The sequence below is a fragment of the Tychonema sp. LEGE 07196 genome (genome assembly GCF_963890365.1).
In the GTDB taxonomy this organism is placed as follows: domain Bacteria; phylum Cyanobacteriota; class Cyanobacteriia; order Cyanobacteriales; family Microcoleaceae; genus Microcoleus.
This window is the reverse complement of the sequence record NZ_CAWPRX010000209.1, coordinates 24,935-37,531: the sequence shown is the minus strand read 5'-3', so window position 1 is coordinate 37,531 and position 12,597 is coordinate 24,935. Positions and strand designations below refer to the sequence as shown.

Annotated in this window: 13 protein-coding genes; 7 read left to right on the top strand and 6 right to left on the bottom strand. The window is 45.7% G+C overall.

The features are described 5' to 3' along the window. Positions 1–380: 380 nt before the first annotated feature. The 7 genes from AACV78_RS26215 to AACV78_RS26185 all read left to right on the top strand — a co-directional run bounded on the left by AACV78_RS26215 (position 381) and on the right by AACV78_RS26185 (position 6,274). Positions 381–560 (top strand): hypothetical protein, encoded by a 180-nt coding sequence (locus AACV78_RS26215; RefSeq protein WP_194012698.1) that lies wholly within the window; start codon positions 381–383, stop codon positions 558–560. 49 nt (positions 561–609) lie between these two features. Next, positions 610–1,935: a hypothetical protein gene (locus AACV78_RS26210; protein WP_228042476.1), complete on the top strand. Its 1,326-nt coding sequence runs from the start codon at positions 610–612 to the stop codon at positions 1,933–1,935. A 228-nt stretch (positions 1,936–2,163) separates the two neighbouring features. Next, a complete protein-coding gene (locus tag AACV78_RS26205) occupies positions 2,164–2,304 on the top strand; it encodes a hypothetical protein (protein ID WP_194012696.1) in 141 nt (46 codons plus the stop codon). Positions 2,305–2,468: 164 nt separating this feature from the next. Further along, a complete protein-coding gene (cruF, locus tag AACV78_RS26200; protein WP_194012695.1) occupies positions 2,469–3,407 on the top strand; it encodes a gamma-carotene 1'-hydroxylase CruF in 939 nt (312 codons plus the stop codon). 699 nt (positions 3,408–4,106) lie between these two features. Next, the gene (cruG, locus tag AACV78_RS26195; protein WP_194012694.1) at positions 4,107–5,291 is read left to right on the top strand and encodes a 2'-O-glycosyltransferase CruG; all 1,185 of its coding nucleotides are present in this window, start codon (positions 4,107–4,109) and stop codon (positions 5,289–5,291) included. A gap of 166 nt (positions 5,292–5,457) precedes the next feature. Continuing rightward, on the top strand, positions 5,458–6,045 hold the full coding sequence (locus AACV78_RS26190) for a Panacea domain-containing protein (RefSeq protein WP_194012693.1): 588 nt from the start codon (positions 5,458–5,460) through the stop codon (positions 6,043–6,045). Next, positions 6,017–6,274, top strand: a complete 258-nt coding sequence (locus tag AACV78_RS26185; RefSeq protein WP_228042471.1) for a hypothetical protein — start codon at positions 6,017–6,019, stop codon at positions 6,272–6,274. The genes AACV78_RS26190 and AACV78_RS26185 overlap by 29 nt, the downstream gene beginning before the upstream one ends. Positions 6,275–6,722: 448 nt before the next feature. Here the strand turns inward: AACV78_RS26185 and AACV78_RS26180 are convergent, their stop codons facing one another. The 6 genes from AACV78_RS26180 to AACV78_RS26155 form a co-directional block, all read right to left on the bottom strand. Beyond that, positions 6,723–8,390, bottom strand: a complete 1,668-nt coding sequence (locus AACV78_RS26180; protein WP_194012692.1) for a hypothetical protein — start codon at positions 8,388–8,390, stop codon at positions 6,723–6,725. A 58-nt stretch (positions 8,391–8,448) separates the two neighbouring features. After that, positions 8,449–9,399, bottom strand: coding sequence for an ABC transporter ATP-binding protein (locus AACV78_RS26175; protein ID WP_194012691.1), 951 nt, complete (start codon positions 9,397–9,399; stop codon positions 8,449–8,451). 450 nt (positions 9,400–9,849) lie between these two features. Continuing rightward, a complete protein-coding gene (gene blaOXA / locus AACV78_RS26170) occupies positions 9,850–10,722 on the bottom strand; it encodes a class D beta-lactamase (RefSeq protein WP_194013104.1) in 873 nt (290 codons plus the stop codon). Between the two features lie 236 nt (positions 10,723–10,958). Continuing rightward, on the bottom strand, positions 10,959–11,372 hold the full coding sequence (locus AACV78_RS26165) for an MAPEG family protein (RefSeq protein WP_194013103.1): 414 nt from the start codon (positions 11,370–11,372) through the stop codon (positions 10,959–10,961). A gap of 17 nt (positions 11,373–11,389) precedes the next feature. Continuing rightward, positions 11,390–11,773: a DUF3037 domain-containing protein gene (locus AACV78_RS26160; protein WP_194013102.1), complete on the bottom strand. Its 384-nt coding sequence runs from the start codon at positions 11,771–11,773 to the stop codon at positions 11,390–11,392. Next, a complete protein-coding gene (locus AACV78_RS26155) occupies positions 11,751–12,539 on the bottom strand; it encodes a HipA family kinase (protein ID WP_194013101.1) in 789 nt (262 codons plus the stop codon). Before AACV78_RS26155 ends, AACV78_RS26160 begins: the two co-directional genes overlap by 23 nt. Positions 12,540–12,597: the final 58 nt, after the last annotated feature.

Sequence of the window (12,597 nt, the reverse complement as noted above, 5' to 3'; positions counted from 1 at the left end):
GGGTTAGGGTGGGGTGCTTTGGATTTTTGCAAGAGTTCTATTGTGATACTAGGTTTTCGGTTTTATTCCCGGTTTTTGCCACAGGTGCAAGATAACATTGAAATTAAAAACTATTTTCAAGGCGAGTTTAGCAAAGTTATTGGGGATTTTTAGCTGATATCTAGAGCGGGAGGGGTATTTTTATGCTGGGTTGAAATCCCATTTTTCAGCAAAATTTTTCTAGGGCGGGTTTTCCGACTGGGATAGCCCAAAAAAATATTAACAGCAGAGTTGGAAATTGGCGCTTTTTTGTTGACTATTAGCCATAAAATTAAACTAATTCAGGACTCCTATCGTATTCGGATCGATTGACAAATCTAAGATTCGTTCGTAGTGTGGACTTGAGTCCGCTCCTAAAGTTCCTAGTGCGGACTTTAGCCCGCTCCCAGAGTTGGTACTCTTGTACGCAATTCAACGAATCGTTTTGTGATGGCAATCGATCGGACACGATACCGGGCATCGATCGCATATTTTTGCGATTTTTCGCAATCTGGGCGATCGATCGCGATCGAGTCCCATAATTGTTAATCTAAATCCTCTCATTCAAAATCGGTATTACTTGTGGATGAAATGTTGGAAAAAGCTTGGACGCTCAAGCAAAATTTAATTGACTTTGTGATGGATGCTGAAGGAGATTTAGCAGTAGCTTTGGAAGCTTTTGCAGCAGCTCGATCGACAGGCGAACGCTATGATATTGCTCAGCAAAATCAAGTGATTGACAGTTTTACCGTTGAAGGTAAAGTCGGAGATAAAACGCCGATCGACATTTTTATCGAAAGTCAGCCGGATTTAACCCAGAGCGAGCTCGGTTTGTTAGAAAGTTGGCAGCACAGAAGCTTTCCTGCGTTGTTTGAGATTACTCAAATTTCCCCTGACAGCTTGGAAATGATGAACTGGCTGACGGCCAAGCACTACGCTGTCAAGCCCAACAGCGCTAATTTCCTCGAACAAATGTCTCGCTTAAAGTTAGGAGAAATCTTGCGGGCTCGGATTGCGCCCCTCACCGATGACTGGTGGATACTGTCGGGCCCTGCGATTCAGATGGGGAAATTGGGCAAGCCGAAGTTGGCTGTGGCGATCGGCAATTTCAAGCAAAATTACAAAAATAACCTGTACAGCGACGCGCCGGAACTGTTAGAACAAGCTTGGAAGTCGGTAGAAAAGTACGACGAAGATTTTACCGAATTTTTTGGTAGCGACGAAGTGACGCTATCGGGATATCACCTGAATAAAAAGTTGGCTGAATTTCAGGAAGTAATCACTAAAAAACACCTAGCTGAGATCGGCGTTGATGAAACTAAATCTCTGGCGGATATGGTTGAAGATGCTGGAGTCGATCGAGAAGAAGTCAAAGCCGCGGCCATCGCAGCAGCAGGCGCGGATGCTAAAGCCGTTGAGGTAATGCTCGACAGCAATGCTAGTTCAAAAATGGTAACGCCGAAAGTCGAATTGCCCGATCGCTTCAAAAAAGCCGAAAAGGTGACAGCACTTTCTCATCCTCGCTGGGGGCAAACTTTTTTGTCTACCTACGCTCAATTTACCGAAATGCTGGCAGCAGAGGACTTTTCAACCATTCCTGGTTACGAAAAGTTGGTTCGCAGCTATCTTGAAGATACTGCAATTAATGCCTGGATTTGGCAGCGGTTAGCGAAAGTTAATCCAGCGAAGTTAGAACAAATTTTGCAAACAGTGTTACAGCGGACTGATTTTGCGATCGAGACTGATTTAGATTCTTTACTGCAAGAGTTTAAAAAACCCTTAGAACCAGAACTCCCGGAAATTGCCAGCGTTCCCCTGCACCTGAACAACTTATTTCAGCAAGCTTTAGGCGAAGTTAACAAGTCAAAGTCCAAACCGCAGGACAAAAAGAAAAGCTCTAAGGGTTTTAAATCCTGACCCACATCTGGCACTAATACCAAAAATTTGGAGGGGCGGCTTTACCAATAATCCATTCGGGAAAACCAGAAATTCAACTATTATGGTTGATTACCATAATAAAAACTGATCTGTGCCGAATGCAAGTCTTGGGCATGAGGGCGGACGGTCGTCCCCACTGCGAACTTTGGGCGGACGGTCGTCCCCACTGCGAACCTTATTTATTGTTGTCGATCGACCTGACATGATTTGACAGGCTGCAGGCGGGACGATCGCACAGCATCGGCAAAATTCTGGATCGTCGGGGAAAGCCAACTCCTAGCTGCCATTGACTTCGCTGGCGATCGCTCTGCGGTTGGCCCGGCTGGGTTCCCAGTTGCTGATTTTTAATTGGGCTGGGGATTCTGTATAATCGGGTTCGCGATTGGGGCGATCGCAGTGTATTCAGAAAATTTTGATTTTCCCAGTTCGTCTTGGTTTTTTGTTAAAGATGTTAAAGATTTGTAAACTGTTAGGGGATGCTTTCTGCATCTAATATTTTTTCGAGGAGTCCCATGAAGCAACTTTTGATGGCTGAGCGCTTTTGCTTAATAGCCCACGTCGTGTCAATGGCTTTTGGATTGGCAGGGCTGCTGCTGATTGTACCCAATCCTGAATTAGTGATGAGTTTACCGCCCGCCGGACAAACTCTGTTCCAATGGGGGATGGCTGGGGGTGGAGTAGTTTATATCATTTTTGGTGCAGCAGCGGTTGCTATCTATGCCTATCGGACGTTGGGGTTGGGTGCAACTCTGGCATTTTTGGTGCCTTCTGTGTTTTTGTCCTTAAGTAGCGAGTTGTTGGGAACGAGTACGGGTTTTCCCTTCGGAAACTATCACTACTTGAGCGGTTTGGGCTACAAAATTGCAGGGCTAGTTCCGTTTACAATTCCGCTGTCGTGGTTTTATCTGGGACTGGTTTCCTATATAATTGCTCGCGCTGGAGTTAGTGCCGGTAAAGGTCAACTCAACTGGGTGGGCCAAATCGGGGCGATCGCCCTTGGTTCTTTGCTGCTGACAGCTTGGGATTTTGTACTAGATCCGGCGATGAGTCAAACTTCAGTACCTTTTTGGGAGTTTGAAGAACTTGGGGCTTTCTTCGGGATGCCTTACCGCAACTTGGCGGGCTGGATGGGTACGGGAGCGCTATTTATGTCAGTAGCAGCTTTCTTGTGGAGAAAAACGTCGATTAAATTAGATCGATCGGAAATGGGTTTGCCGTTAATTGTTTATTTGGTAAACTTTGCTTTTGGAGCAATTATCACTGTAACTTCCTTGGATTCTCGGTTTTGGTTCCCGACATCCTTAGCTGTGCTTCTGGGTGTAGTTCCGGCGATCGTCTTAAGCTGGCTGGCGAAACCCGCAGCAAATGACTTAACAGAAGCAATTCCGTCTTTGGAATCTGCTCTGAAAGCTGAAATTCCTTCTCAGCGCGTCGGTGCTTTGCGTAAGTAAGTGACCCCCGTGCAATTACGGCTGATTTGACAAAATTTTACACGAAATTTTGAGCGAATTTAAAAACCCGGTTTCTCCAAGAAACCGGGTTTTTTCAGCTAGAGATTAGCAGTAGGGCGCGTCATAAAAAGTAATTCTCAAGTTTCATATCCTGTCCGGTTTACCATAAGAAAAACCTTTTGTAGTGCGGACTAATTTGATTGCTGTCGCTCCCCCGGACACTCTCTAAACTCCAATACGGTTTACTTAAGACGATCCCCCCTAACCCCCCTTAAAAAGGGGGGGACAAGAATGCTCTCAAAGTCCCCCTTCTTAAGGGGGATTTAGGGGGATCTCCGGGGCATAAATATGTTAAGTGAACCGTATTGCTCTAAACTCCTAATTTATACCATTTCTCTAAAATCATGCAATACTCTTTGACCCCCCCGCTGCATTGCGGGGGGGACAAGAATACTGTTGCATTATTTTAGAGAAATGGTATTAATTTGCTTTACACCATTTATTCCAAGCGTGCGTCTGTTGGGAAATTGTGAATTTTTTCCGACAATTTTCGCTAATGCACCCTACTGTACTGTAAGATGCTTAAAGCTAAAATTTGATTAAATTTTTCAAATTAATACAACCCACAATTCGCAATTCCGAATTCTTCAATTTAGAATCTAAAATCTAAAATCTAAAATCCATAAGATCGCCCCTAATATGCCAAATCTCTTGACAAGCATCCTACCTGTCGCCATCCTGCTGCTGCAATTACCCGCCGCCGCCCTTTTAATGTCGCGGTTAATTAAAGGCCCGTCGCGCATCCCCCCCCTGGAACCGGAATCGCCGACGCTGGACTTGTTAGGGGCTTGTACTGCGGTGGTGCCGACTTTGAACGAGGCCGATCGAATTTCGCCTTGTTTGGAAGGATTAACTCGCCAAAGTTACGAGCTCCGAGAGGCGATCGTAGTTGACAGCTATTCGGTAGATGGAACCGGAGATTTAGTCAAAGCTGCCGCCCAAAAAGACCCCCGGTTTCGGTTGATTAACGACGATCCGCTGCCGGCGGGTTGGGTAGGGCGGCCCTGGGCGCTGAATTGGGGTTTTTTGGCAAGTTCGGAGAAGTGCGAGTGGATTTTGGGGATAGATGCGGATACTGTGCCGCATCCGGGTTTGATCGCGAGTTTGCTCAAAACGGCGAAAGCTGGAAATTACGATTTGATTTCGCTCTCTCCGCAGTTTATCCTCAAGTATCCGGGGGAGTTGTGGCTGCAGCCTGCGCTGTTAATGACTTTGGTTTATCGGTTCGGGCCGACGGGGACTGGCGGGGACGTGCCGGAACGGGTGATGGCGAACGGTCAGTGTTTCTTGTGCAAGCGGGAGGTTTTGGTGGCGTTAGGGGGCTATGAGGTGGCAAAAGGTTCTTTTTGCGATGATGTGACTCTGGCTCGCTATGCGGCTGCTAAGGGCTTTAAGGTGGGTTTTTTGGATGGGGCGAAGGTGTTGCAGGTGCGGATGTATGAGGGGGCGATCGAGACTTGGAATGAGTGGGGACGATCGCTCGATTTGAAAGATGCTGCTTCTAGCGGTCAAATTTGGGGCGATTTGTGGCTGTTGTTGGCGGTTCAAGGTTTGCCGGTGCCGATCGTCCTGTGGTATTTGTTGTCTGGGTCAGTGCCTGCTGTGGGGGCGTTTCCCCAGTTTTGGCTGTGGGGATTGAATGTATTTTTGGTGGCGGTGCGATCGGCTTTGTGTTTGGCGATCGCCCCAAGCTACGATACAACTGGGGCCTCTGGTAAATGGCTGTTTTGGCTGTCACCTTTGGCCGATCCGCTGGCGTTTTTGCGAATTCTGATTTCTGCCTTGAATCAGCCTACTCAGTGGCGCGGCCGCAAGTATAGTTAGTGACAAACAGCCCGATCGCGATTGGAATGGGCGATCGAATCTACATTTGTGCGATCGGCAGATTTTAGATTACTCTCGCGCCTCAGTTTCAATTATAATAATGTGTATTGATCTGCTGTAAATCTGGCGATCTAAAAGTATATGTTCTAGACTGAGGGTCGGGGCTATGATCGACTGTCTCAATTTGGCTCGCTACTTCATTATCAGAGCTTATGAAGATGGTATAGAAGCTGACATGACTAATATGAAGATTCAGAAGCTTCTATACTACGCACAAAGCTTGCATTTGGCACTCTATGATGAGCCATTCTTTCAAGAAGAAATCCAAGCATGGCGTTACGGCCCTGTTTGTCCTCCTGCTTATAGGTTTTACAGCGAGTTTGAAGCTAGCCAGCTACCTATTCCTAGCAAAGAATCCTTATTGCAGCTTCCCCCTGATAAGCAAGAGCTTTTAGAAGAAATCTGGGGATATTTCGGTGGTTATCATGCTTATGGATTAAGCAATATGACTCACGGTGAATTCCCTTGGAAAAAAGCTCGTAAAGGTCTACTTCCCGAAGCAAGTTCAACGGAGCCAATTCTTCTCGAAGACATGAAAGCATTGGGTTATCAAAAGCTCGATTTGAGAGAGCGCAAGCACCCCGCATACGAACTAGCAATGTCTGAAGTTTTGAAGGATACTTTAGATTCGGAATCATCAAATCGTATTAAAAAAGGAGAAGTCCATGACTGGCTCAACTCCCTTCTCGATTGAAGCTTCCGACAATTTCAAGCGTTCCTTTAAAAAACTTGCAAAAATTCACGGATATAGCTTTGTTGAACTGATTTCAAAAGTTGTAGAAGAATTAATTGATGACCAGTATCCCAACAATGCCCGTAATGAGCCTTTACCGGGAAAACTTAAATTACCAGAAGAATGGACATTTCACAAGCTGGATTTTAGGATTGCTAAAGGATCTTCGGGACAGATTAGACTAATGTAGCTGGTTAACGCAACTACTTGCACGATTAAACTCGTTTGGATTTACAGTCACGAGCAGTTTGCCAAACGTCCGGCTGATGTAGATTTAAAGAGTGTTATTAGAGAAATATTAGATTTTTAAATCAACAAAGTTAACAAGACTTCGGAGAGTTTAATTGCTGATCCCAAGATAGCTACAAACCCGGTTTCTACGCAGGGCTGTTTCATTCTCTTGTAGGGGCGGTGCCCCCGTGCCCGCCCGAACTCTGAAACACCTGCAAAATCGTCGATGAAAAGGGTCGGCACGGGGGCACGACCCCTACAAAATTATCGTTTTCTTGAGAATGAAGCAGCCCTAGGTTTCTACGAGTTTTACATTTGTTGACTATAAATCTCAAAGAAACCGGGTTTTTGAGGTCAGGAAGGCCCACCGATTACTATTGGCGGGGGCGGGATTAATTCTCTTATTTTCAAGCCTTCAGCAGCGCTTTAGACGTTGATTCGCCTGCGATTCGGAGTTGCCGCTTCAATTGCAGATTCAACAGCACCAAGACAGTCCACTGGCTGAGCATGGAGAGGAAAATGGTAAGTGCTGACGCGCTCTCCAGAATCGAGCCCCCAACGACTGAAAATACCCAAATTAAAGGAGCTTTTTCTGGAGTGAGGGAAAGCATAGATAAAATCATTGGTAGCAAAAAGATAGCGCCTCCGATTGTACAGGCTGCCCAAACTTCTTTGTTTCTGATTTTTGTAAATAGGAATAGCTGGGTGATGGTGGCGTAAATCAGGAAGAGATTTACTAAGAAAATTATCCAGAAAAAGGTTTCCGACTCGCTCAAAAATTCAGGTACTACAATCACTGTTGAAATGAAAAAATTGATGGCTATCGCAACTTGTGCTGGACTTTTTTCGCTCCAAATTAAATCGAGTATGGGGTAGCGCCGCCACAACTTCTGATTGCTGGGAACGATTTGTTTCCGATACCTTGCCCAATCAGATAAAGCTTGTCTTTCAGGAGTTAAAGCAGCAATTAAAGCTAATAACAGCAAGAAATTCATTAATAATAAACACCCGATGTTTTCGCTACTTGTGATTTGGGATTGCAGCGTAAATCCTAAAATTATTGACTGATAGCAAATCACCAGCAAATAACTTTGCTTCTTGCTCAAAACAGTGGCGGTCGGGTTGGGAAAGCGGCGCTGCCATCCCTGCCACATCCAGTAGGTTGCCACCCCACAAATCAATAAAGATAAGGCGGTACAAGCCAAAAGATTTTCGCCAACCTGCAAATTAAACCATTCGACATCGGTGATTTTTTTGATTAACCAACTAAGGTTAGAATCCGATGACGGATTCACTTGAGAAACTACCTGTTTGAGGACAGCAGCCGGAGACAAAAATGTCAGCAAATCAGCAGCATTGCCGAATGACGATACATTAAAAGCTGTAGTAATAAAAGTCAAAACCGCAGCGCTAGCCAACCAAGGTTGAAACCCTCCCAACCAACTGGTTGTTAAGCCAAATAGCATCGCGCCGCTGTAGAATAAAGCACAGCTAGCTACCATTGCTATGTCGAAAGATAAAATATGATGCAGAGGTATTTGAGCTGCTAATCCGCTGTAGAGGTGCAGCGGTACAGCCAGAATTGCTGCGAGATACAGTAAAATTGGGACACCGAGAATTTTGCCGAGAAAAATTGCGGTGGCAGATTGGGGACTGAGGCGAATAAAGTTGAGTGTGCCCCGGCGTTCTTCTTTGTCTAAGTCGCTCACAAGCATATAAGTGCCTGCTACTAATAGCACGATCGCACTAAATACACTCAGATAAACGAATATTTGCAGCCACCAAGACGGCCAGTTAATAATGAAATTTCCTGCAGCATCTTGGATACATTGGGTTTGATAACCTTTGGGATTACCATCAAGTCCAGCGCAGAATTGGTTGTGAGTGGGGTAATTGTCCTCAGCAACAGGAGAGACAACGGGTAGCTGGGCACTCCAAAATAAGAACAGCACCAGTTGACTGCTGAGGGAAAGGAAGCTGACGATCGCAATTTTGCCTATTTTCAGCCGGCCTTTGATTTCTCGGAATAGCTGGGAATTCCAGTTACCGATTGTGTCTAGTATGTTGAGAATCATAGGTAATAGTTTTGAGTTGTGATTGAAAAAGTCGCCCTAAACTGTCAACTGTCAACTGTCAAGATGCTTGTTTGTGTCCCATCTTCAGGAAGATGGTTTCTAAATTTTCTTGGGTGCAGTGAAATTCCGTGAGGGGAATGTTAGCATTGACGAGCGATCGCAATAAATTCGCCGCATCTTCCCGGCTTCCTGAAAAATGAGCGCACACCTGCTGAGTTTCCGGCAAGATTTCCCAACTTTCTACCCAAGGAAAGTTTTTGAGTTCCGATGTCAGCGCTGCTAAATCCCCCAAAGTTGACAGGAAAATTTGCTGTTTTCCCAGTCGTTTGTAAAGTTCTTGCAAAGGGGCGCTTTCGACAAGATAACCTAATTCCATAATTCCCACCCAGGTGCAAAGTTCGGCTAAATCGCTGAGAACGTGGGATGATATGACTACGGTCATGCCGGCTTGTTGCAAAGTTTTGATAATTTCGCGGAATTGCGATCGCGCGATCGGATCTAAACCCGAAACTGGTTCGTCTAACAGCAGTAAAAGCGGTTCGTGAATAATAGTTCGTCCCAAACTCAGGCGCTGTTTCATCCCCCGCGAAAGAGTGGAAATTAAGCTGTTGCGCTTGTTGGTTAATTGCACGAGTTCTAAAACTGCATAGATGCGTTCTCGGCGACGGGGTTGCCGCAAGTTGTAGAGTCGAGCAAAGTAATCTAAATAATCCCACACAGTCAGGTCGTCGTACAGGGGAAAATCGTCGGGAAGAAAGCCGATGTGCTGTTTGAGAGTGGGGTTAGATCGATCGCGCAACAAGGGACAGCCGTTGATGTAAATCTCCCCTGTAGTCGGTTCTTCAGCGGCGGCTAACATTCGCAGCAAAGTAGTTTTGCCGGCACCGTTGGGGCCGATCAGCCCGCAGATTTCGCCGGCGGCGACTTGCAAGTCGATGTCATTGACGGCAATATGGCGATCGAATTGTTTGGTGAGTCCGCGAGTTTCTATTGCTAATTCTTTTGCCATATTTTAAAGGCGATTCAAATTGGCTGGGGTTGATGCCTAGCTTCAAAGCTTGCAACTAGCTTAGCCTTTCGATCCAACAGTTGTCATCAGTATTTCGGAAAATAAATTGTTAAGTATTAAAAAGATTTTGAGTTTGGGTAAGGTAGGGCAAAAGGTAATTAACAATTGGTAAACTTATTGCGCGTTTTTTTGAGCGATCTGGAAACCGCAGATCGAGGCAGATTAACACAGATAAACTGTTACTCATATAGATTGTGTATGGCGATTGAGGGGGAGAGGGGGAGAAAGGGAGAGGGGGAGAAAGTCCGATGGGGATCGGATTTTTGATTGTCATCAAAATATACAATTTAAATGCACAACAGCTTACACGCAGATGTTTTTCAAGATATGAAATGGTAAGATTTTAGAAGAATTATTGACACGCTTTTTATTAAAGAACAGATAAAGCATTTACAGCAGCGCCAGATCCTTCAAGCAACGGCGCGTTAACTCGATTCTAGCTGCTCCATCGTTTGTACTGCGAATATCAATGTTTGTGGCAAAAAAATAAGCATTTTTATTCCGCTCTAAATAACCGACATACCAGCCGATTTGAGCCTTTGTTTGTTCTCCAAACCCAGCCCAGCCTGTTTTTGCCCTGATTGTGTAATCGGGAGTTTGTTCGACAATCATGATATCTTTAACTATAGAGAGCGCTCGCTCGGAAAAGGGTAAGTCGTTTTTGTGGAGACGGCGCAAGAATTGAATTTGTTGATTGGGTGTGATTCGCAGTTCTCCCTCTAACCAAAATTTATCGATATCATCTTTTTTCCCAATGTTTTGGTTGCCATAATCGGCTTTTGCTACCCATTTTTGCATTTGTTCGTGTCCGACTCGGCGCGCGAGAACTTGGTAAAACCAGACTGCGGAAAGTTTGATGGCTTCTCTCATGTTCAAGTCTCGATTCCAGGCGGGAATTTGCCTTTGAATTCCATCCCAAGTTAGAATTGCAAGTTCATTGGAAATTACGCCTGTTTCTAAGGAAATCAGGGAGTTGAGAATTTTAAATGTAGATGCGGGTAAAAAAGCTGTACTGTTGCGCTGCGGGTTGTGTTGGTAAAGCCGATCGCTATTCAAGTCGTAAATGGCGATCGCCCCTTCAACCCCTAATTCTTGAAAGTGCCGTCCAAAATTGGTTGTTTGAGCAACATCTCCTTGTCGGTGCGGAGATTCCTGCGCTGGAGTTGGTGCGGTTAAAGCCGATTGGGATGGCTGAATTAAAACAGTAGTAATGCAGCCTAATACGATTAAAATCAGAGCCAGCTCGCGAAATATTCTGTTCATAAATTTTGATGTGTCATATCAAATCCTCTCTTCATCGGAATAGTAAATTCAGGCGTTGACTGTTGACTGTTGACTGTTAACGGTTGACTGTTAACGGTTAACGGTTAACAGTTAACATCATGAGGAGTGCAACCGGAATTGATATCAGGTGCGCCAGACTTAGGCTGTGTGGGAAATAATTAGATTTTTGGCTTGACGCACCCTACAATATATGCGATCGTTGTGTAAGTTATCAACTACAAAACTGCCATAATAGTTAAGGCGACTAAACAGCTTAACTGAACTGCTAAACTCACAATCCGAAATTTGGGATCGAGGCCGGCAATGTGAATTATTGAGTGTATCAACCGAAACACGATGTACGTTACAATCAGCGCGTCTACGGCTGTTCCCGAAACACTCCTAACTGTTAGGAGAAAAACCACTCCCAAATACAAAGGCAGGTTTTCTACCAAGTTGGATTGTACTCGAAATAGCCGCCACAGCAAACTTTCATCGTTTTGTGTGCCGAAATCTTTGGGAGAACCGCCGGCAGATAGATGCCGAATCCTGACTGTCAGCAGCATGACTACAACTGCGATCGTCCACAGGATGAAAATTGCTAAACCCCAAAGCGGGAAGGTCATGTTTGTTTGTTCGATTTGGATCATTTTTTTACCTTGCCAAACTATCGCACCATTGTATCGAGCAAATGTTCGATCGCACCCGGTAGATTTTCGCACAAACCAGTGTGTACCCTAGATGTTTGAACGATCGTGCTGCGGGGCGCTACGAGCCAGTGAAAGCGCTCTCTGTGGGGAAGTTGACCGATCGCGCCAGATTCCGGGCCGCCCGCACAAATGACGGGAATGACTGCTAGGTGGTTGCGAATCAGTTCCATATCTAAGGTTGAGTCGATCGCCCTCAAGCGCGGTTCGTCAATTTCGATCCGGGCTTCGAGAAATTTTTTGGTACCGCAAGAAACGATCGCCCCGACGTTGATAAATTCTTCGCGATCGACCTTGGGAACGACGCGGATAATGGCATAATCATACAGCAATCGATCGGGCACTAATCGCTTCCTCCAAAAAAATATGTGTTGATTCTAGCCGATTTAACAGGTACTCAATATAAGCATCGCGATGCTGGTTGCTGTCGGTGAAAGGCGAATTTCCCACCAGCCAAACATCGGGAATCAGTTGAACGATATTGCGAATAATTTCTGGCGTTAGCATCTGAGTCATCTTGAAGTTTGCTGCTTCCAGATTGCTCGCAAAACGCAGCAAAACGTGGTCTTTGATTGCGGGAAAACGATCGCGGCTGCGGGAGAGATAATCTTTCCAAGTGTGGTGGAAATACATCGCCGCACCGTGGTCGATCAGCCACAGCCGGCGGTGCCATACCAGCATATTTGCATTGCGCGGCGTGCGATCGATATTGGTGACAAAAGCATCGAACCAGACAATTTCCGAGGCCAGATCCGCCTCAGATTTGCCCGCTACGGGGTCAAAGGTGATGGAACCGGGAAGATAGTCGAGGGCGAGGTTGAGGCCTGCACTGGCGCGAATTAAATCTTGAATTTCCGGGTCTGGTTCAGTGCGGGCGAGTTCGGGATCGAGTTCCACAAACACGAGTTCGGGGATTGGTAGCCCGATCGCGCGCGCAATTTCCCCGGCTACTAACTCCGCGATTAAAGATTTTGCTCCCTGACCGGCACCGCGAAATTTGAGCACGTACATACCGTCATCGTCTGCTTCGACGATCGCCGGTAGCGAGCCTCCCTCGCGCAAAGGAGTGACATATCTGGTAGCATTGACTGTTCGCAAGCTGGGACTCATGCTATTTTAGATTTTAGATTTTAGATTTTCGATTGAAGAATTGGACGGGACTAGATTG